10 protein-coding genes are annotated in these 22,265 nt (G+C 62.1%); 1 reads left to right on the top strand and 9 read right to left on the bottom strand.

The window, feature by feature from the left end:
- Nucleotides 1-701: 701 nt before the first annotated feature.
- Both QRN10_RS02375 and QRN10_RS02370 read right to left on the bottom strand, forming a co-directional pair.
- Nucleotides 702-5,822, bottom strand: coding sequence for an NEL-type E3 ubiquitin ligase domain-containing protein (locus QRN10_RS02375; protein ID WP_285427783.1), 5,121 nt, complete (start codon nt 5,820-5,822; stop codon nt 702-704).
- Nucleotides 5,823-5,920: 98 nt separating this feature from the next.
- Nucleotides 5,921-9,010, bottom strand: coding sequence for a transglycosylase domain-containing protein (locus QRN10_RS02370; RefSeq protein ID WP_285427782.1), 3,090 nt, complete (start codon nt 9,008-9,010; stop codon nt 5,921-5,923).
- 533 nt (nt 9,011-9,543) lie between these two features.
- On the opposite strand from QRN10_RS02370, the gene QRN10_RS02365 reads away from it, so the two are divergent.
- On the top strand, nt 9,544-10,953 hold the full coding sequence (locus tag QRN10_RS02365) for an amino acid permease (RefSeq protein ID WP_181080497.1): 1,410 nt from the start codon (nt 9,544-9,546) through the stop codon (nt 10,951-10,953).
- Nucleotides 10,954-10,996: 43 nt separating this feature from the next.
- Here the strand turns inward: QRN10_RS02365 and QRN10_RS02360 are convergent, their stop codons facing one another.
- The 7 genes from QRN10_RS02360 to QRN10_RS02330 form a co-directional block, all read right to left on the bottom strand.
- Nucleotides 10,997-12,130, bottom strand: coding sequence for an OpgC domain-containing protein (locus tag QRN10_RS02360; RefSeq protein WP_285427781.1), 1,134 nt, complete (start codon nt 12,128-12,130; stop codon nt 10,997-10,999).
- Nucleotides 12,131-12,300: 170 nt separating this feature from the next.
- Nucleotides 12,301-13,920: an FMN-binding glutamate synthase family protein gene (locus QRN10_RS02355; RefSeq protein WP_253510686.1), complete on the bottom strand. Its 1,620-nt coding sequence runs from the start codon at nt 13,918-13,920 to the stop codon at nt 12,301-12,303.
- 83 nt (nt 13,921-14,003) lie between these two features.
- A complete protein-coding gene (gene bglX, locus QRN10_RS02350) occupies nt 14,004-16,256 on the bottom strand; it encodes a beta-glucosidase BglX (protein ID WP_285427780.1) in 2,253 nt (750 codons plus the stop codon).
- Entirely contained in the window at nt 16,253-17,848 is a 1,596-nt protein-coding gene (locus QRN10_RS02345; protein WP_285427779.1) for an OpgD/OpgG family glucan biosynthesis protein, read from the bottom strand. The genes bglX and QRN10_RS02345 overlap by 4 nt, the downstream gene beginning before the upstream one ends.
- 243 nt (nt 17,849-18,091) lie before the next feature.
- Nucleotides 18,092-19,492 carry an ATP-binding protein gene (locus QRN10_RS02340; protein WP_285427778.1) on the bottom strand — a complete coding sequence of 467 codons (1,401 nt, stop codon included), beginning with the start codon at nt 19,490-19,492 and terminating at the stop codon, nt 18,092-18,094.
- Entirely contained in the window at nt 19,489-21,306 is a 1,818-nt protein-coding gene (locus tag QRN10_RS02335) for a DAHL domain-containing sensor histidine kinase (RefSeq protein ID WP_181080504.1), read from the bottom strand. The genes QRN10_RS02340 and QRN10_RS02335 overlap by 4 nt, the downstream gene beginning before the upstream one ends.
- Nucleotides 21,303-22,238: a cytochrome-c peroxidase gene (locus tag QRN10_RS02330; protein ID WP_409567534.1), complete on the bottom strand. Its 936-nt coding sequence runs from the start codon at nt 22,236-22,238 to the stop codon at nt 21,303-21,305. Before QRN10_RS02330 ends, QRN10_RS02335 begins: the two co-directional genes overlap by 4 nt.
- Nucleotides 22,239-22,265 lie beyond the last annotated feature (27 nt).

Raw genomic sequence — 22,265 nt, 5'->3', positions numbered from 1 at the left:
TGTAGCGAGTGGTGATCCCTCTCTGACCCAGAGGAATCTAACTGTGGGAGGGGGCTTGCCCCCGATGGCGGCCTGACAGCCGACCAGGATGTTGGGTCAGACCGAGTACATATCCGTTGCTGCGGTCATGGCGGCTATGGGTTCCGCCCTTACGGCGGGTCACTTTTGGAAGAGCGCCAAAAGTAACCAAAAACGCTTCGCCCCACCACTCGGCACCTCGCTCAGGCTTGGTGTGCCCGGAATCCGACATTGATTTGGGGGGCCGCCGCCCCGCGCCATCCATGGCGCGGGGCGGCTAAACCGGCATCCCTGCCGGTTTACCCTCCAAATCAATGCCGAATTCCGGCCAGCGTGGTTAACGGGGCGCCTGAGGTCAAAAGCGAGAGCAAGAGCGGCTCGCTTCGCATCGTGGTTAGGGTTGGTGGCTACACATCTTCGGTGAAAACATAGCCTGAGAAAATGAGGTTCTTGTGGTGAGCGGGCTTGCTGTGGTGAGCGGGCTTGTCCCGCGTTGGGCTGCGAAGCAGCCCCATTTGAGGCGAAGTGGTTTAGCTGACACACCGAGGTGCCTGGGTTTGGGGCCGCTTCGCAGCCCAGCGCAGGGCAAGCCTGCTCACCACAGCGTGGTGTGGCAGCCTGTGCGGTTTATGTAGATATTGACGGCCACCGCGGACAAGCCTTTGTGAAGATACCTATGCCGGTCAAATCATGTCGGCCAGGGCTTGGTGCGTCAGTTGCCGGCCCAGTTCGATGTAATCACGCTGGATATGGGTGTAGAGCCGCAGCACGGTGTCGTCCGCCAGTGGTTGGTCGCTCAGCGCCTCGTCCTGTGCGATCTCCAAAGCGTCCGCCAGTGCGACAAGTTGCTCGCGCAGGCGGGCTTTGCGCTCAGTCGATACGGACGCGTCGGCCCATTGCTTTTGCAGGTCCAGCAAGTCTTCCAGTTGGCTGCCTGCCTGGTTGCGAGCCTCGCGTCGAGTGTTGAACGCTTCCAGATACGTGTCCTGTAAATAATCGCTCCAGAACGGCTGTTTCAGCATGCCGTCGACCAGGCCGTCGCCTTCTTCGGCCGCGGCAATCTTGATGGCCGCGTTGTCGAGGTGTGTCTGCGTGACCCTGGCGGTGTTGCGGTACACCATATGTTCGGATAACCACGGCAGGTCGAGGCGCGTCTTGAGCCCGGTCTGGTAGGCCAGGTGCACCTGCACATCGTCGACCTCGTTGGCACCGCTGCCAAAGGCCAACCCCAGTCCGCCCTTGCTGACGGGTTTGACACGGTACTCGATTTCCTTGCCGGCCAGACGGTTGACCTCATCCAGTCGCCAGGACTGCATGGCCAGGTGTGCCAGGCGGCTTTCCCGGGTGGCCAACCCTGGCGCGCTGTTGTCTCGGTGTATCTCTTCCAGCAGGGTCTCGACGCCCATGCGATTGAACGTATACGCGCCGGCGTCGGCGCAATTGTCCGGCACGCCGGCCAGGCTGAACATCCGTTCACGGAATTGTGGGTTCTCATCCATCGCGAAGAGCATCTGCCAGACTCGGATGGAAAGGTCCGAGCGGCCCGCCTCATAGAGCTGTGCATCGAGTTCGGTCTGGAACTGTTCGGGCGGTTGCAACAGCCTGAGCACGTCGAAGAAGCCTTGGGAGCCGTGTTCCCGCTCGAGGTCATCCCATACTTTTCTGGCGACGGCGAGCGATTCGCCCTCCAGGCCCGCGACCCAATACTGGCTGGCAGCCCTGCCGCCGCGCGGAACGGTGCGGTAAGGGTCGATACCGAAGCCTCGGCGATAGCTGACGAACCGGTCTTCATCAAGGCGTTCAAGCTTTGTGCGGTCCAACCAACTGCTGGCCACGATCCGGGCGCCCACCGAATCCAGTGCGAACTCGGGAACAGTCGTGATCGCGGTGTTGCTCAGGTCCAGTTCCGGGATATCGAGCCTGGGGCTTTCCAGCCCGTTCGGCCATTGGCTGATGCGGGTTCGGCGCAGCACCAGCTGGCGCAGGTCCTTCATGTGGCTGATGTCCGGCGCAATTTCCAGTTGGGTATTGCCTTCCAGGTTCAATGACCGAAGGTGTGGACATTGTGCAAGGATCGCGTAGTCGGAGGGGCGCCAGGCGATGGGGTTCTCGCTCAGGTTCAGCGCGCGCAGGTTATTCATCTTCGGCAGTTGGGGCGGTAGGGCGCTGAGGTTATTGTGTGATAGGTCCACGGCCCGCAGGTTGGGGAAGTTTTCCAGGAAGGTACTGTCCCCGTCCCCCAGCCTCGTGCCGCTGAGATTCAAGCGGGTGACATGGCTGAAATCAGCCGCCAGCGGCTCCAGGCGCCGTATGTAACGGCCCAGTACCAGTTCGCTCAGGTCCAGCAGGGTGCCGCGAGCTCTCGGTTGCGCAGGGAGCATGCGCAGATAGGCGCCGTCTTCCCAGTTGCTTCGCAATTCAATGATGATTTTGGCTCGCATGAGCCGTTCATCAAGCGTAAGGAGGTCTTCTGCTCGCACGAGTGTGGGGTGGCTGTTGCGGAACTTTTCCAGTTCTTTAAGCAGCTTCGTGTGGTCAGCTTCCAGCGCGTTGAGCAGTTCTTCGCCTTGCGATGTGTTCAGCGATGCCGTCACCTGTTGTATCTGTTCCTCGCTCAGGCGAGGGCACAATCGGGTCAAGGTCTGTTTAACCGTCGGGCGTTGCCTGGGCGGGTCATCCCGAAGCCAGCGGCGGAAGGTTTTGAACAGGGGTCTTTGCAACAAGGTTTGCACTGTACGCTCGTCGACCCGGCGTCGCGTCGCCGCTTGCAGCACGGTGCGCCGTTCAACCGGTGGCTCCAGTTTCTCCTTCAACCACGCCTTGAAGATCGCGCCCTGGCCAGGTCGGTAGTCGAGCGCGTCCGGCGGGACGGCACGCAGCACCGCCTCATAAAAGCTGTACTGCGCCTGGGGCGCCGGTTGCCGTGGCTCATGAATCTGATATCGGCCCTGTCCCTTGTACAACAGAATGCTCTGACTGCCGGCCTCGGCCGGACCCAACTGGCAACGCAAGGCGCCGTTGGCGGTCTGCTCGTGGATGGCAATGGTCAGGTCGCCCAGCGCATCGGTATGCAGGCGCAGGATATTGAGGGCCATGCGCTCGGTATCCGGTGTCAGCCAGGCGTCGTTGTAGAACCCTTCACTGGCGTGGCTGGCCCGAACTTCGTTGGCCAGTGCCCGGCCAAGGTTTTTCAGGCGCAGGGGGATGCGTTGCTCGCTGCTCATCACCGCCAGCTCTCGGGGCGAGACTCGCAGCAGCAGGCTGGCCGCCAGGTCTTTGGGCAGTTGCGGGAACTGTTGCTGGAGCAGTTGGCCCTGAACGGTGTCGAGTACCTCACCGGTGCTGTAGAGGTGGTTGAAGATGACGATGTTCTCCTGCTCCAACTTATCGGCCAGATAGTTGCGCAAGGCCTGGGTTCGTTCTGCCGAGGATTCAGCCAAGGCGCCCGGAAGCAAGGCGCGAAATTGCGCTTCGCTTAAAAAGCCGCTTAGCTGCTCGGGTAGCTGGTTCGCTTCGACGGCCTGGTGACTGATCCTCAGGGTGTTGGCCTCGGTCGCGTCGATGGCGCCGTAGGTCATGGAATAGCCGCTCAAATCACTGTTCGTGAACACCTTGATGGCCTTGCCCGCCGGCCAGCCCGGCAGCTCACTGGTGACCTGCACCGACCAGTTGGTGGGCAGTTCGATGGCGGCCCCGGCGCGGATTTTTTCCGGCCCAAGCTGGACTTCATCACGCAGCTTCAAACGCTTGAGGCTATCGGCCAACAGGGGCGGCACGCTGTCGCGATTGGCGTACATCATGCGCAACGCGCCGTCGTGGGTGCCGCTGATCTCGCAGGCGAGTTCGCGTTGAGCGGGGGTGAGCCCCTCGACCAACGGTCCCAGGCGGCTTTGGAGTGTCTCGCTGCCCCAGGTGTCCGGGGCTTCGCCTTCATGCACCCAGGCGCCACTGGCATGGCGTTCGATCAAGGGGGCATAAGCACCGGGCCGGCTCGGGTGTTTGACCCGGTGGAGGTTGCTCTGCGCGTCGTGCTCGACGATCAAGTGCTGGTCGTCAAGACGCAGCACCTTTTGCCCTTGGTGCTCATACAGGCCTGATGCATCGGGTTGACTGCCTTCCGGCACACTCAAGTCTTTGCGCGCATAAGGTGTCAGGTCCGGGTTCCACAGGCGCGGTTGGTCGTTCACTGTGACCGCCTTGAGGCTGTCGACAAACGTGGACGGTTTGAACAGCACCTCCTTGGCCAGCACCCCGCCGGTGCCCAGAATGGCCAGTTGCATCACGTCGGTGATCACGCTGATAACATGCTGGGCCGCTTCGTCAGCCTGGCCCTCGCTTAGCTCGACGATACTCTCCATCACGTCGTCGGTCAGTTGGTACAAGGTGTACGCCAGCATCAGTTCGCCCAGCAACGGCACGAACGGGGTCACCACCAACAGCGCCATGTTCAACAGGCTTGACGCGATCTTCAGGGTGTTGTCCCACCACCTGCGACGCTCATTGTCATCCGCCTGGGCCGTGGAGACGGCAAGGCTGCGCGCGTCGTTGAGGATCTTGTTGAAGCTGGCCTGGTACAGCTGCCGCCACAGGTCACCGGTTATCGGGGTTACGTCGAATTGCAGCAAAGGTTTGCTCACCGGGTCTTCGCACCAGGCGGGGGCCGGGTCCAGCGGGCCGCGTTCATGCCATTGCACGTGGTACAAACGCTCGGCCAGCGTGGCGAAAAACAGGCCGCGCCGTGAGTGGGGCACGAACTGGCTGAAAAACTGCTGATAGGTGTGTTGCGGCAGGTGTTTGCTGGACGCCAGTGCCGCGTTGAGTTGCAGGCGCCGCGACAGTTCCAGCGCGAACTCGGCGGTTGAAGCGTATTGCTTGAGCGGGCTGACCGGGTCATGGGGTATGTAGGCGATGACCTTGGCGATGTGGCTGGCTTTCTCAAGATCACTGGTGATCAACAGGATTCCGGTGAGCGGCGTGTCGAGCATATTCAGTTGGTAGAAGGTGGCGCGTTTTTCCGTGCCATCGAGCACACCCATTACGACCGCATGGCCGGACGCGTCCAGGTCATTTTTCATCAGGGCCACTTGGGCGGCAGCCTTGAGCGCGGCTTTCTGACTGGCGATAACGTGCAGTTGCAGATACGCCTGGGCTACCGGTTCAGACGGTAGCAGGCTTTCGTTGAGATGGCGTTGATAGCGCGCTCCAAGGTCCAAGCCGCGACACAACTGCTTGAACTGCTCAAGGCTCATCGTGCGCTCCAGGCGCAGGATGTTGAAGTGGCCGCGATAGTCGGGCCGGGTGATGTAGCAGGAGTACCGTTCGAACCTTTCGTGACGGGCAAAGTTATGCAGCGCAGCGTCGAGTAAGGACACGTCCCTGGACGTGACGCCATTGGATAGCGCCAAGGCATACCAGGGCAGCTGCTTGGGCGTGTAAATATGCAGATAGGTGTTTTTGACATCAAGGTCCAGGCCGTACTGGTCCTTGATCGCCCGTGTGAGTAACGGCTCGGCGAAAGCATAAACGTCCTGCACGTGACGCAGTTTCTGGTCCACCTTGTTTTGCGCGGCCCAGGCCTGGCCGTTGAGCGCATTGAGGGTGGCTTGCTGTTGCAGGCTGGCGTTCACATGCCAGTTGGGTCGATGCAGGGCCAGGTCGTTGAGCGGGTAGACCCTCTCCAGATCGGCATTGGCGAGCCAGTCTGGGGTCTTGGTTTTGATCAACTGATAGTGCGGGCCTTTGTCATCGGCGGCCGCTGTTTGAAGGGGATCGGCGAGAGGGTGAAGCGTATTTACGTCAGGCATAGGAGTTGGCTTGTCGGTGGGTTAAACCGTGAGCCTATGCTGGTGAAGTTGGCTTGAAGCTTTAAATAATTGGCGTATCTAAATGCGTGAGAGAAGATTCAGAGCCGCTGACAGCCCACTGCCCCAGCCCCCTGCAAATACGGCATCAACAACGGCGCCATGCCCTTGAGCACCTGCACCGGCAACGCCGAGGTGAAGGTGAAGTTCTGCGCGGTGCTGCCGGGCACGAACGCGGTGAGGGTGCCGAAGTGGTGATCGCCGATGTAGAACACGAACGTCGCGGTGCGGTTGATCGCCTTGGAGCTGAGGATGCGCCCACCGGCGCCGATGGCTTCGATGCGGTTGTCGCCGGTGCCGGTCTTGCCACCCATGGCCATCGGGGTGCCGTCTTCCTGTTTGAAGCTGCCGGCCACGCGCTTGGCGGTGCCGGCGTCCACCACTTGGGAGAGCGCGCCGCGCAGGGCGGTGGCGACTTCGGAGGGCATGACCCTTCGGCCCTGGCTGGGATTGTTGACCAGTCGGGTTTCATAGGGCGTGTCGGCGGCGAAGTGCAGGCTGTCGATGCGCAGCACCGGAATGCGCACTCCGTCGTTAAGAATGATGCCCATCAACTCGGCCAGGGCGGCGGGGCGGTCGCCGGAGCTGCCGATGGCGGTGGCCAGCGACGGCACCAGGTGGTCGAACGGGTAGCCGACGGCTTTCCAGCGTTGGTGAATCTCCAGGAACGCTTCGATTTCCAGCATGGTGCGAATGCGGCTGTCGCGAGCGCGCTGGTGCCGGCTCTTGAACAGCCAGCTGTAGACTTCCTGGCGCTCGAATTGGCTGGCCTTGACCACCTCGCTGAACGTCGCCTGCGGGTGGTTGAGCAGGTAGCCCAGCAGCCACAAGTCCAGGGGATGCACTTTGGCGATATAGCCCTGATCGGGGAGGTCGTAGGCGCCGGGACCATAGCTGTCGTACAGCGTGTCCAGGCGTTTGTCGGTCAGCGCCTGCTGGCCCTTGGCGCTGACCAGGTGGGCGCGCACGAACGCGTTGAAACTCTCCCGGCTGGCTTCCGGCAGCAGGTAGCGGTGCACGGCGGCCAGGCGACTGGCCGTGGGGTGCAGCCCGTCGAGGAAAGTTTCCAGGCGAGCCTGGGTCTCTTTCTTCTGGTACTTCTTCCAGAACTTAAGCAGGAACGCAGTGCCTTCGCGGTCGGCGAACTGCGCCAGGTATTCCTGGCGGCGAGGCTCGCTGTCGTCCTTGAGCAATTGCGCGGTATTGTTGGCGCCGGCGTAGGTGGTGTAGCGCACCAGGTCACGCATCAGGCGAATAAAAGGCAAGTTGATGGATTCGCGCAGGGCGTCGCGCAGGGTCGGGTTGCGGCCGTTGTCTTCGTTGCGAAAATTGTGGAAGCGATGCAGGCCGCCACCGGTGAAGAAACTTTCCGCGGGGCTGGCCGAATAGGTGCGATCGAGCGCGGCGTCGAGCATGTTCGCCAGTGTTTTACCGGGGTTTTGCAGTAGATAGTCCACGGCCCAGCGGCTGATGCGGTCCTGCTCGTCTACCTCGACCTTCTTCAACGCCGCCGGCGCCAGGGCGCCGTAGCGGTCGTGCAGTTCGGCGACGATTTGCAGGTAGGTCGTGAGCACCCGCAGCTTGGCGGTGGACCCCAGTTCCAGCTTGCTGCCTTCGTTGATATCGAAAGGTTGGTCGGTATTGTCGGTCTGTACCCGCACTCGCGCGCTGTCGTCGGTACGTTCGAACAGGGTAAAGCTGTAGCGCACCTGCGGCGTGCTGGTCGGAGTAAGCAGGCGCTCGCCCAACAGCCCGACCTGGCCGGCGAACGTGGGGTCGGCCAGGTGCTTGAGGTACGCCGTGACCTGTTCCTGCAACTGGCCCTGCAAGGTGCTGGTGGCGGAGAGATCAAGGCGGTCGAGGTCATACAGCGGGCGGTCGAGCAGGGCGCCCAACCGGCTGCGCGCGACGCTGACGCCTTTATTGGTATCGATCATCTGGATCGTCGGTTGCTGCTGCCAGTCGCGGTAATCGACCTTGCTCGCCAGCGCCGCCGTGAGCAGTGCCGGTTCGATCACACCGTTTGCCGCCAACAGCCTCAAGTGGCTGTCGGTCAACTGCGCCAGCTCTTCACGGCCCTTGGACAGGTAATGCGAAGGCCGCCGTTGGGCGATCATCAGCGACAGCACTTCGCGCAGGGCCAGGCCTTTTGGCGCGAGGTCGCCGGGGTCGCTGCTCGCGAGCAACGCATTGCTTTTGTCGAAGTCGGCGCCGTACCAGACCCGCAAGCCTTCAGCCATGCCATGCACTTCGCCATGCCCCGGCACGGCGGACAACGGCACGCTGTTGAGGTAGTCGCGCACGATAGTCCGCCGGGCCTGCAAGGTCTGCGGGCCGTCCTGATAGGCGCGCACGCTGGCGGAAATCATCTGGCGGATTTTCTCGCCGCCCGAAAGGGTCAGGCCGTCGGGCGAATGGCGATATTTTTCCAACTGCGTGGCCAGGGTGCTGCCGCCGGCGGTCTGCCCCGGCAGATGCAACAGCCTGGCCACCTGCGACCAGGCGGCCTTGGCGAAGCGCGGCCAATCCACCGCCGGGTTGGCTTCGAGCGGATTCGGGTCGAGCAAGTCGCGGTTTTCGATGAACAGCAGGCTGTCGACCACCACCGGCGGTATGGCGGCAAAGCTTTGGTACGACTGCTGTGGGTAGGTGAACTGGTACAGCGGCGCGGCGCGACAGTCGGTGATCGACAGGCCGGCCTGGATTTTTTCGGCGTAAGGCACGAACAGGCCACGCTCGGCATAGGCCATCAACGGCGCGGAAAAACGTGCCTGGCGTTCAATCAGGTAATTACGCTTGAGCAGGCGCGGCAGGAACGTGTCGAGGTCGCTGTAGCCCAGGCGCTTGTCGAAGGGCCCGGCGCCGGGATAGACGATCGCATCGCTGGGCCCGGCCTGTACCTGGTAGGTCAGGGTGGCGGCCAGGCGGCTCAGCTGTTGGGACTGCCATTGGGCGGTGCGCATTTCCCGATGGGCGGCCACGCCGGCGGCAATCAGCAGCATTGTCAGCAGCAGCCCTGCCATGCGCCACCCGTAGCGTTTTCTACGCGGGCGTTTTGGCAATGGCTGCTCATCCAGGCTGCTGGTGGAGGCTGCGCACTGGGTTGAAGCGGTTTGCCATAAAGCGCCCATAGTCGATTGATCCATTCACGCAGATTGATCGGACTTGAATGAAGCTTAGACGCTGATTGGCGTGCGCAAGGCGTGCGTACACGTCCTTTTTTATCGTCGTCGCCAATGCGGGACGGGCTCGCATCGCGGGGTTCGCCAGGCATCGGCGATTGTGTCGGATGCAGGCCCAGGTGTTGGTCAAAGGCTTGATCCAGAGCCTTCGCCGTTAGCCCTGAAGCTGCGCCTAGGGATAGGATGCCGCCCCCAGGCTGTGCAATACTCGCCGCCGTTTCGCTGGGTCAATGCTCCGCCAGGTAGTTAATGCCCCTCCGTGTGAGCGGGTTTTGCCGCGAGTTCTGGCCAAATTTTGCCATTTATTGAGTGAAAAGCCCTGTCGCGGGCTTTTTATACTGCACGCCCGCTGATCTGCCCGATTGTTCTGTCAGACGCGTCCGCCCACGAGGCCGGCGCGGTTCTCCAGGCACACGCGCTCACCCGCGCGAACGCCCACGACTCGGTGGATCAATCCAATAACAAGACGAGGTTGTATCCCTATGCCCTCCGGCAACCACCTGCCCCATGGCGAGACCGCTCAAGGCGGCCCGCTCAAACGCGAACTCGGTGAACGGCATATCCGCCTGATGGCCCTGGGCGCCTGTATCGGCGTCGGCCTGTTCCTCGGCTCGGCCAAGGCCATTGAAATGGCCGGCCCGGCAATCATGCTGTCCTACATCATCGGCGGCCTGGCGATCCTGGTGATCATGCGCGCCCTCGGCGAGATGGCCGTGCACAACCCGGTGGCCGGCTCGTTCAGCCGTTATGCGCAGGATTACCTTGGCCCTCTGGCGGGCTTTCTGACCGGCTGGAACTACTGGTTCCTATGGCTGGTGACCTGCGTCGCCGAGATCACCGCCGTGGCGGTGTACATGGGCGTCTGGTTCCCCGACGTGCCGCGCTGGATCTGGGCGCTGGCGGCCCTGGTGAGCATGGGCACCATCAACCTGATCGCGGTCAAGGCGTTCGGTGAATTCGAGTTCTGGTTTGCCCTGATCAAAATCGTCACGATCATTGCCATGGTCGTCGGCGGCGTCGGCATCATTGCCTTTGGTTTCGGCAACGACGGCGTGGCCCTGGGGATTTCCAACCTGTGGGCCCATGGCGGCTTCATGCCCAACGGCATGACCGGCGTGCTGATGTCCCTGCAAATGGTGATGTTCGCCTACCTGGGCGTGGAGATGATCGGCCTCACCGCCGGCGAAGCGCGCAACCCGCAGAAGACCATTCCCAATGCCATCGGCTCGGTGTTCTGGCGCATCCTGCTGTTCTACGTCGGTGCGTTGTTCGTGATCCTGTCGATCTACCCGTGGAACGAAATCGGCACCCAGGGCAGCCCGTTCGTGATGACCTTCGAGCGCCTGGGCATCAAGACCGCCGCCGGCATCATCAACTTCGTGGTGATCACCGCCGCGCTGTCGTCATGCAATGGCGGCATCTTCAGCACCGGGCGCATGCTCTATAGCCTGGCCCAGAACGGCCAGGCACCGGCCACCTTCGCCAAGACTTCCAGCAATGGCGTACCGCGCCGGGCGCTGCTGCTGTCGATCGCCGCGCTGCTGCTGGGTGTGCTGCTCAACTACCTGGTGCCGGAAAAAGTCTTTGTGTGGGTAACGTCGATCGCCACCTTCGGCGCAATCTGGACCTGGGTGATGATCCTGCTGGCACAGCTCAAGTTCCGTAAAAGCCTGAGCCCTGCCGAACAGAAAGCCTTGAAATACCGCATGTGGCTGTACCCGGTCAGCTCGTACCTGGCGCTGGCATTCCTGGTGCTGGTCGTGGGCCTGATGGCGTACTTCCCGGACACCCGCGTGGCGTTGTATATCGGCCCCGCGTTCCTGGTGCTGCTGACCGTGCTGTTTTACGTGTTCAAGCTGCAACCGACCCAAGCGGCGGCGCAGTCGGCTTGAGCCGGTGAACCCTGCGATCGCGCAAGGCGGTCGCAGGTCGGCGTTACCGGTCGGTGCCCGGCGGGGCCGGCCGTGGCGCGCTCAAACGCTGATTCAATTCCAGCCAGGCCGCCAGCACCGCCATCAACAGTAAACCCAGCAACGCACTGAATACCTGCATCGGCCAGGCATCCTCGACCTGGGCGTTGAGCATGTCCGCCAATGGTGCGAGCAACACCCCAAGGCAAAACACTTCCAGCGAATAACGCCCCATGCGACAGCACTGCCGCGCCGGCCAGTTCTGCGTCCAGCCGTAGGTGGGCAGCAGCTTGGCGGTGACATAGGCCAGGGCCAGAAAGTGCAGCAGGCGCACCGGCGACAGATCGGTCTTACTGATCGGGTACAACCATTCGCCGAGCAGCGCCGGCATCAGCGCGTCGTGAACGTGTGGCCAGCGCCACGACAGGGTGATCACGCCGGCCGCCAGCGCATACACCGCCGCTGCCACAAACAACGGCTGGCGCATCAATGGCCGGGTGTCAGACGCGCGCGGTGCGCGGTAGTGAATCGACGCGGCGCCACCGAGCACGAACAACAATTGCCAGGTCACCGGGTTGAAGTACCACACACCGTCGGCGATTGCCGCCAGGTTCCAGCCCAGTTTCGGCGCCAACAGGTACACCGTCAGCGACACCGCCACCACCGCCAGCGGCGCCCGCACCAGTATCGGCAGCACCAGCGGCAGGCCGAGCAACAGCACGATATACAGCGGCAGCGGGTCCATCAGGTTGGGCTTGAAACGCAACAGCAGCTCATCGGTCAACGCCTGCTGCGGGTGGGTGATGAAGTGCGTGAGGCCCATCTCCTGCACCAGGTCGCGGGTCTCTACCTTGCTGTTGGCGAAGAACACGATGCCCATCAGCATCGCCAGCAGGAAGATATGCACCACGTACAACACCCAGGCCCTGCGCAGTATTTTAAGGCAGGCCATCCAGTAGCCCTCGCGTTGCAGCACCTTGCTGTAGGCCAGCACCGAGGCATAACCGGCAAGGAACACAAAGACCTCGGCGGCATCGCTGAAACCGATGTTGCGCAGGGTGATCTGGCCGAGGGGGTTGTGGGGCACGTGATCCCAGAAAATGAAGATCAACGCCAGGCCCCGAAAAAAATCGATGCGCGGGTCGCGTCCGTTCAGCATGGCAGCGGGCTCTTGAACAGTAGGTTTAGTCGTGGCGGGCAAGTGGCGGCGATGTCGTACGCCGCATGTCGGGCGGGCGCAGGTTGGCGGTATTTGTAAGCAATTGCAAAGGCTGGGTATTACTGAATGTCTCGACAGCCCGCCCAAGTTGGGCGGGCTGAGGGCGTAGATCAGGCAGCAGCAACTTCAAGGGGTTCAAAGCTATCGGCCCGCGCCATCTGCCACATGCGCGAATAAAACTCGCCGTTCACTTCCCCGCTCAGTAACTCCCCTGGCTTGAGGAACACATGCAACTGCGAGAACAACTTGATCTCCGTCGCCGACATGCGCCGCACCAAGTGCTTGGCCGACAGTTGTGATGGGTGATCCAGCCCCGCCGCCGCGAGCATTTCGGCTAGGGCCTTGAGCGTGTTGCGGTGGAAGTTGAACACGCGCTGGGCCTTGTCCGGTACCACCAGGGCGCGCTGGCGCAGCGGGTCCTGGGTGGCGACGCCGGTGGGGCATTTGTTGGTGTGGCAGCTCTGTGACTGGATGCAGCCGATGGCGAACATAAAGCCCCGCGCCGAGTTGGCCCAATCGGCGCCGATGGCCAGCACACTGGCGATATCGAACGCGCTGACGATCTTGCCGCTGGCGCCGAGTTTGATCTTGTCGCGCAGGTTCAGGCCCACCAGGGTGTTGTGCACGAACAGCAAACCTTCGCGCAGCGGCACGCCGATATGGTCGGTGAACTCCACGGGTGCCGCACCGGTGCCGCCTTCCTTGCCGTCGACCACGATAAAGTCGGGCAGGATGCCGGTTTCGAGCATGGCCTTGGCGATGCCCATGAATTCCCATGGGTGGCCCAGGCAGAACTTGAAGCCCACCGGTTTGCCGCCGGACAGTTCACGCAGTTGGGCGATGAACTGCATCAGCTCGATCGGCGTGGAAAACGCACTGTGGCGCGACGGTGAGACGCAGTCTTCCCCCATCAGGATGCCGCGGGTTTCGGCGATCTCTTTCGTCACTTTGTGCTTGGGTAGAATTCCGCCATGGCCGGGTTTGGCGCCCTGGCTCATCTTGATTTCGATCATGCGCACCTGCGGGTTTTGCGCCTGCGCGGCGAAGCGTTCCGGGTCGAAACGGCCGTCGCTGGTACGGCAGCCGAAGTAGCCGCTGCCGAGCTCCCAGGTCAAGTCGCCGCCATGTTCGCGGTGGTAGGGGCTGATGCTGCCTTCACCTGTGTCGTGGGCAAAGTTACCCAGCTTGGCGCCTTGGTTCAGCGCGCGGATCGCGTTGGCGCTCAATGAGCCAAAACTCATCGCCGATATATTGAACACCGACGCCGAATACGGCTGCGTGCACTGCGGGCCGCCGACCATCACGCGAAATGCGCTGGGGTCGCTCAGCGGCGCGGGGCGCATGGAGTGACCGATAAATTCGAAGCCCGACTGGTACACGTCGATCAAGGTGCCGAAGGGTTTGTCGGCGGTTTCATTCTTGGCGCGCGAGTACACCAGCGAGCGCTGGGCCCTGGAGAAGGGCAGGGCGTCGCTGTCGGATTCGAGCAGGTACTGGCGGATTTCCGGGCGGATGGCTTCCACCAGGTAACGAATATTGCCCAGGATCGGGTAGTTGCGGCGTACCGCGTGGGGGCTTTGCAGCAGGTCGAACAGGCCGATCAGGCTGAGCAGGCCGGTAACCCCGGTGATCGGCCACAGCCAGTCATGGTGGATAAACGGCAGGCTGGCGAGGGTGAACAGGACACACACGGCAAAGAAGGCGTAACGGCTTAGCAAGGACAGGCTCATACGGTTTCCTTGGGGTCGGACTCTTACAGGTCGGTGCGGCATTCTGCGCCGCAAAGGAAGGCCCGGACAACCGCAGGCTGCACTCAGGGCGGCCTGGACAGCCCCGTTTCAGACAGCGCGCGGCTGTCGGTGACGTCGAACCACGCCTGGTTGGCGGTCGTCGAATCGGCCCCGACGAACACCGTGAAGCGACCGGCTTCTACCACCGGCAGCCAGTGTTCGTCCAGCAAGGCAAAGTCCTGCGCGTCCAGGGTAAAACTCACGCTCCGCGTTTCACCGGCCTCCAGGTGGACCTTGCGAAAGCCGCGCAACTGGCGGACCGGGCGGGTCACGCTGGCGACGTCATCGCGCAGGTATAGCTGCACGATTTCATCGCCCGCGCGCTGGCCGGTATTGGTGACGCTGACTTGCACCGTCAGGGTGTCGGTGGAGGCAATCCGGTCAGCGCTGAGCCGAGGCGTGGAGTAGCTGAACGTGGTGTAGCTCAGGCCGAAGCCGAAGGGATACAGCGGTGACCACGGCGTGTCAATGTAGGCACTGACCCAACTCTCCCCTTCGCGAGGGGGGCGGCCGGTATTTTTGTGTGCGTAATAAAGAGGGATTTGCCCGACGCTACGGGCAAAGGTAATCGGCAATTTACCGCTGGGGCTGACATCGCCGAACAGGATGTCGGCCACGGCACTGCCCATTTCCGTGCCCAGAAACCAGGTCTCAAGTAAAGCGGGCGCCCGTTGAACGTTCTCAGAGAGCACCAGCGGGCGGCCATTCATCAGAACAATGATCACCGGCTGACCGGCGTCCAGAAGCGCGCGCAATACAACGTCCTGATTGCCCGGCAAGCCAAGGTCGGCGCGGCTGTGCGCTTCCCCGCTCTGGTCAGCGCTCTCCCCCAGCACGGCGATCACGACCTGGGCTTTCTGCGCAGCCTGTCGGATGGCCTGAAGGTTTTGAACCTTTTGACTGAGCGGGGAGGCGTCGGGCAGGTAAACGACCTCGGTGTTCGGTGCAACGGCGTTGCATATCCCCTGCAGGATGGTGATCGAATCGTCGGCACGCCCTTGTGCGGACCATGGGCCGATCGTGGCCTGGGCATCCGTGGCGAGGCTGCCGACCACCAGCAGGTTGCGCAGGTGCTTGGGCAACGGCAGGAGCGCGTCGGTGTTTTTCAACAGCACGATGGATTGCTGCGCCGCTTCTCGGGCCAGGGCACGGTGCTGCGGCGTGAGGACGCTGGCCCGCTGCCGTGCCTCATCGCTGTAGCGGTAGGGGTCGGCAAACAGGCCCAGACGCTGCTTGGCCTTGAGGACGCGGCGCACCGCGTCATCCACGGCAGCCACGGGCACCAGGCCATTGCGCACCAGTGAGGGTAAAAATCCTCGGTAGGCGTGGCTGACCATTTCGATATCTATCCCAGCGTTGAACGCTAGACGGGCCGCGTCGCCGGGCACATCGGCAATCCCATGCTGGCTCAGTTCCCAGACGGCATTGGCGTCACTGATAGTCAGCCCGGTAAACCGCCACTGATTGCGAAGCACATCGCTCAACAGCGCCGTATTGCTGTGCAGCGGAACGCCGGCCAGTTCGTTGAACGATGGCATGATCGCGTCGACACCCGCCGCCACGGCTGCCTGGAACGGGGGGAAGTAGACCTCGCGCAAGGTGCGCTCTGAAACGTCGGCCACGTTGTAATCGCGTCCGCCTTCTGCCGCGCCGTAGGCCACGAAGTGTTTCGCGGTCGCCAGCATAAAAGAGCGGTCCGGCGGCCCTGCGCCATGAAACCCACGGACCTTGGCCGCCGCCAGCGCGGCACCGAGGAACGGGTCTTCGCCGGCGCCTTCCACTACCCGACCCCAGCGTGGGTCACGGGCAATGTCGACCATCGGCGCATACGTCCAATGCACGCCGCTGGCCGTGGCTTCGACGGCGGCCGCGCGGGCGGTGCGGTAGGCCAGGTCCGCGTCCCAGGCCGCGGCTTCGGCCAGCGGCACCGGAAATATCGTGCGATAACCGTGGATTACGTCAAAGGCAAACAGCAGCGGAATATGCAGGCGCGATTGGTTGACCGCCTGTTCCTGCAACCGCCGGGTCTGCTCGACGCCATAGGCGCCAAGCACCGAACCGACGGTGTTGATGGGCGCCGGGGACAGTTCACCGTAGTCAATGACCGGACCGGTCGGCGTGGTTTGAATGCCGAGCTGGCTGAGCTGGTCGATCTTCTCTTGCAGCGTCATCTGCCGCAGCAGGTCTTCCACCGTGTCCTGCTCGATGGCCTGCACGGCACCGCCGGTCATGCTCAATGTCAGGTAGATCAGTGCCAGTTGACGGTAAAACTTCATGTCGGTGGGCCGTTGTCGACCGGCCAAGGGGTACCGATGGCCGTCGATTCCGAGCGGAAGGGGTGGTACTGATACAGCCAGGTTTCAGACAAAGGCTGGCCATCCAGGCGCAGAAACAGTCGCATTTCCACGGGGTCGTTACCGTCGACGGTCAGATCGAACTGAGCGCGCCAATGGCCGGCCACACCGTTCGGCACTGCTTCGGTCAAGACCAGGCTGAGTTCGCCTCTGGAACAGCTGATCACGGCCTCGGGTTTGACGCTGGGCGCGAGCTTTTCCAGGGGCGCGCCCTGAAATTCCACCACGAATTTTCGTGTGCCCGCCGGCCGCGTCCGGCCGGGTTGACCACCCTTGCCCAGGCGCGTGGCCAGGCAACGCGCCAGGGACGATGGGTAGGGCTCATCGGCCAGCCAGTGCAGGCGATAACGCAGGTCATACCGATTGCCCGCTTCCGCAGGCGCCGAGGGCACCCACATGGCTACGATGTTGTCGTGGATCTCGTCGTCGGTGCCGTTTTCCATCAGTTGCACGCTGCCTTCGCCCCAATCCCCCAACGGCTCGACCCACAGGCTGGGGCGCCGCTGGTAATTCACGCCATCGAGGTAGTGGTCGAAGTTGCGATCGCGCTGCGACAGGCCAAAGCCCTTCGGCTGACGATCGCTGAATGCCGATACCATCGTGCGCGGCGGGTTGTTCAAAGGGCGCCAGATGCGTTCGCCGTTACCGGTCCACAGCGCCAGGCCGTCACTGTCGTGCACTTCGGGTCGCCAGTCGGCGGCCGTGCGCTTGGCAGCTTCGCCAAACCAGAACATCGACGTCACCGGGGCGATGCCCAATCGTCTGACGTTGTGACGCAGGAAAACCGTACAGTCCACGTCCATGATCACGCCGTGGGTACGGCTGATCACGAAACGGTATGCGCCACATAGGCTGGGTCCGTCGAGCCGTGCATAAAGGGTCATCGATTGGGCGTGTTCGTTCTTGGGTGGCTCGAACCAGATGTGGGTGAAGTCCGGGAATTCTTCCGCTTTACCGGCCTGGGCCACATCCAGGGCTATGGCACGTGCCGACAGACCGTATTGGTACAATTCGCCGATGGCGCGAAAGTACGATGCACCGAGAAACGCCACCCAATCGTTCCTTTCCCATGCCAGATTGGCCTGGTTGCCCAGGCGGCTCTCCTGGATACGAAAACCGGCGAACCCACTGTTACGCGGCAGATCGTGGGCCGGGCTGTCGGCCGGCATGTCAAAGTGCGCCGGGTCGTACACAATCTCGCGTGCCACGGTGTTGTCCAGGACATACATTCTGACGGGGGTGCGAAAGAATGAGCCCAGATGGAAAAACGTTACCGGAAACGGCCCCGGCCCTTTGGCGAACAATGCCTGCTCAGGTTTGAAGTGGATCTGGCCGTGGGCGCTGTAGTCCAGCTTGGCCAGCAGCGCGGCGGAGGCATGATTGGGGTAAACATAGGGTTTCAAGGCATCGGCCTGCGCCTGTTCGATCAGGTGTTCGAAAGAAAAGGCGCTGGCTTGCTCGGCATCGTCGGCAGCCAGGGCTCCTCGGCTCAGGGGCGTGAGGAGGGCGATCATTGAAGCGTACGTCAGAAACTCGCGGCGCGTAGACATGGTGGCCTTTGCTCGAAGAAAGTAACCAGGCACCACGATCGGTACTACGCGGTCAGGCAACCCTGTGGCTTGCCTGGAGTTTTGAGCGGAAGGAACGGTAGCGTCTACTGTCAGAAATAACAGGTCGGCAGGTATTTCCGATAATCGGCAGTGCCCGGTTTTGCGGCGCGGCTGATGCCGGTTTGCATGCCCGGGCGGTGTGTAGCCCTACGCCGCCGTCTGCCGAATCGGCAACACCACGCGAAAGGTCGTACCTTTGCCCGGTTCGCTGTTCACGGAAATATCACCGTGATGCTTCTTGATAATGCCGTACGACAGCGACAGCCCCAGCCCCGTGCCTTCCCCCACCGGTTTGGTGGTAAAGAACGGATCGAAGATTCTCTGCACGGTTTCGGGCGGAATGCCGCAGCCGTTGTCGGCGACTTCCAGCCACACGTTATCGCCCTCCACGCCGTTGCTGATGGTAATGGTGCCGCGCTCCGGGCCCATGGCCTGGGCGGCGTTGATAACCAGGTTCATCACCACCTGGTTAAGCTGCGAAGCCAGGCATTCGATTTCCGGCAGCGCGCCGTACTGCTTGATCACGTCGGCCTTGTACTTGAGTTCGCTGGCGACGATGTTCAGCGTGGAGTCGATGCCCTGTTGCAGGTTGGCCCACTGCCAGGTCTGGTCATTGTCCACCCGCGAGAAGTTTTTCAGGTCCTTGACGATCTGCACCACTCGCCCGATGCCTTCCTTGGACTCTCTGATCAGGATGGGAATGTCTTCCTTGAGAAAATCCAGCTCCAGCTCGTCGCGCAGGGCTTTGAGCGGGTCGCGCTGCTCGGCCGACGTGAGGCTGTCTTCGACCTGCCGGTAGGCATCGAGCATCTGTTGCAGCTGGTTGAAGTAACTGTCGAGGGTGCTCAGGTTGGAGGAGATGAACCCCACCGGGTTGTTGATTTCATGGGCGACGCCGGCCGCCAGTTGCCCCAGGGACGCGAGTTTTTCCGACTGCACCAGTTGGCTCTCCAACTGCTTGCGCTCGTCGATTTCCAGTTGCAACGCCTCGCTGGCCTGGGTCAGCGCCACGGTGCGCTGCGCCACCAGTTGTTCCAGGTGGCTGGTTTTCAAGGAGGCGCGCCGGGCCATGTCCCACTTGCTGGACAGGGTATTGGCCATTTGCTGCACTTCGATGTTGTCGAAGGGTTTTTTCAGGATCAGCAAGCGATCATGGCCCTTCAGGCGGTACAGCAGGTCATCCCAGGAATAATCCGAATACGCCGTGCACACCACCACTTGCAGGCCGGGGTCGACTTGCCATAACTCTTCGATGGTCCTGGCACCATCCCAGCCCTGGGGCATGCGCATGTCGACGAACGCCAGGGCGTAGGGGCGTTTTTCCGCCATGGCGACGGTGAGCAGTTGCAGGCCTTCTTCGCCGCCGTACGCCGAATGCAATTCGAAGGCCTGGACCTCGGTTTTGCTGGTGTCGCCGAACAGCGCCGACTCCAGGTCGTCGAGAACCTGGTTGTTCTCGACGGTTGGCATGAGGATCTTGCGGAAATCGTCGTGAATCGACGGCGTGTCATCGATCAACAGGATGCGCCGATTGGGAGGCTGGTTCATGCGGGGCTTCCGGCAGGGGTCATAGGGATCGTCAAGGTAAACACCGCACCCAGGCCAGGCCCGTCGCTGTGGGCGCTGAGCTGGCCATTCATTTCAACGGCGGCCAGCGCACAGCTGTGCAGGCCGAAGCCGTGGCCTTCCTTGCGGGTGGTAAAACCGTGGGTGAAGATCCGCGTCATGTTCTCGGCGGGGATGCCTTCGCCGTCGTCCTTCACGCTGATCTGCAAGATGTTGTCTTCCCGCGCCTGGACTTTCAGGGTTATCTGGCGTGGCCGGTCGCTGAGTTTGGACATGGCGTACTTGGCGTTGCTGATCAGGTTGACCATGATCAGCAGCAGGCGGTGTTTGTCGGCGAGGATTTCCGGTATTTGCGCGTATTCCTTCACCACCGTGACGTGATGGCGGCTCAGCGCACCGGCGTTCATGCGCAGCGCATCTTCCATCAAGGCGCTGATATGCACCGGCTCCAGCAGTGTGGAGGCGCCGGCATAGGATTGCTGGGTAGAGACGATGTCCTTGATGTGGTCCACGCTTTTGCTCAATTGCGCCAGTTCATCGGTCATGGCCTGCTGTTCCGAGGCGATGGCGTCCACCAGTTGGTTGAGGTAGCCGGGCAGCAGCTTGCCTTTCTCATCGTCGGTGAGGAACGTGCCCAGGTCCGCTTTATGCTCATTGATCAACTGCATCGCCTTGCCCAGGCCCAGCGCTTTGCTGCTGCGCAGTTTGCGCGTGACCAGATCGGCGGAGATGTTCACGCTGTTGAGCACGTTGCCCACGTTGTGCAGCACGTTGGTCGCGATTTCGGCCATGCCGGCCTGGCGTGCGCTGTCGAGCAATTCACTCTGCGCATCCTTGAGCTGCTGGGTGCGTCGCTCCACGCGCTGTTCCAGGGTTTCGTTGGCGGCCTGCAATTCGCGGTTGACCCGGTTGATCTCGGCGAAGCTGCGCAACAGGCGCACCGCCAGGTAAAGCAGCATCGCCACCAGCAGGGTCGAGAAGATCAGCAGGTAGCGGTGGTATTGGTGGTCGATGCGGTCAGCCGCCTGCTGATCCTGGTCGAGGTGGGTGGTCAGGTCGTCAAGACGTTCGGCCACGGGCACTTCGGCGATTCGCTCAAGCAGGTTGTTGACCACCGGCTGTTCGCGCAGGATCAGCGCAATGTGATTGCTCAGCAGATCCACCGGGCCCTGGAACTCGCTCGGCAGTTGTTCCTTGTTGGTGGCCAGTTTGCCCAGGCCCACCAGGATATCGGCGGCCCGATCGTCACTGGTGACCTGAGCGAATTCCAGGCTGCTGAGCAGCAGGTCGTAGGTGTCGGTGGCCACGCCTTGCAATTGCAACCGGCCTTCGTCGTCCAGGCGATTGAACTGGGCCTGGATGTCGTCTTCGGCGGTCGGCAGGAATGCCAGGGAGTTGCGCAGCACGGCGTTGTGGGATTTGAACTGGTCCACCAGCCGGGCTTTTTCCTGGACTGCGATCTGGTAGGCGGCTTGCGTGGCTTGCCAACCGCTCAGGTCGCTTGGGTTGTGGTAGGTGTCGCGGCGGTTCAGTTCGGCCCAGATCCGGGTCATTTCCGTGAGCGGTGTGACCAGAGGATCATAATTGTGGGTGATCGCGATCCTGGCCTTGAGCACTTCGCTGTCCCACTGCGCATTGAGTTGTTGCAGCTGGCGGATCAGGTCCCGCGACTGGGTGTAGCTGGCGGTCTGGTCGCGGGCGGCCTTCAGGTACAGAAACACCAGGGTCGAGGCCAGCAGCACGGTCACCAGACCAAGCACGAATTGGGTGAAGCGACGGCGCGACTGAGTCGTCATAGTGGCTTGTCCGCCCATTCACCGGTCAATGTCTTGAGAAACTGCACGATCAAGTCTTTGTCTTCCTGGTTCGGATTACGCCCCAACTGGTACTTGAACATCACGTCGACGGCTTCTTCCAGAGTCTTGGCCGAGGCATCGTGAAAATACGGCGCGGTCACCGCCACGTTGCGCAGGCTGGGCACCTTGAACACATGACGGTCATCTTCTTCCTGGGTCACCAGGTAGCGGCCCAGGTCGGCCTCGACCGGGTTGCCGCGGGCCTTGAAGTAGTCACCCATCACGCCGAACTTCTGGAACATGTTGCCGCCGATATTGATGCCTTGGTGGCACGCGATGCAGCCGTAATCCTTGAAGCGCTGGTAGCCGTACTTTTCCTGGAGGGTCAGGATCTCGGTGTTGCCCAGCAGGTATTGGTCAAAGCGTGAATTGGGCGTGAGCAGCGTGCGCTCATAGGTGGCCAGGGCGTTTTGCACATTGGCGGCGGTGACACCGTCGGGGTAGGCCTGGCTGAAGGCGCGTTGGTAGAGCGGCAGGGCAGTGAGGTTCTGCACCACGGTGTTCCAGTCGCTGCCCATTTCCATGGGGCTGATGACCACCTGTTCGATCTGCGCTTGCAGGGTGTCCACCCGGCCGTTCCAGAACTGCTTGAAGTTCAGGCTGGCATTGAACACGGACGGGGTATTGACCTGCACCGGCTTGCCGTCGAACCCCAGGGAAAACGGCTTGTTATCGGCGCCTCCGGTTTCAAGCTGATGGCAGCTGGCGCAGGACAGGGTGTTATTGACCGACAGGCGCGGTTCATTGAACAGCCGGCGGCCCAGTTCGACCTTGGCCGGGTCCAGCGCGGGCACCGGCGGCAGCGGTTTGAGCGCCTCGTCCAGCGGCGCGGCCGCCAGCGACTGAGTCAAGCCCGAGCACAACACCAGCATGACGCCGAAACGGTAACGTGAGACTTC

The sequence above is a fragment of the Pseudomonas sp. lyk4-R2A-8 genome (assembly GCF_030209095.1).
Classification (GTDB): domain Bacteria; phylum Pseudomonadota; class Gammaproteobacteria; order Pseudomonadales; family Pseudomonadaceae; genus Aquipseudomonas; species Aquipseudomonas quebecensis.
The sequence above is the reverse complement of the archived record's forward strand: the minus strand, read 5'-3'. Positions and strand labels throughout refer to the sequence as shown.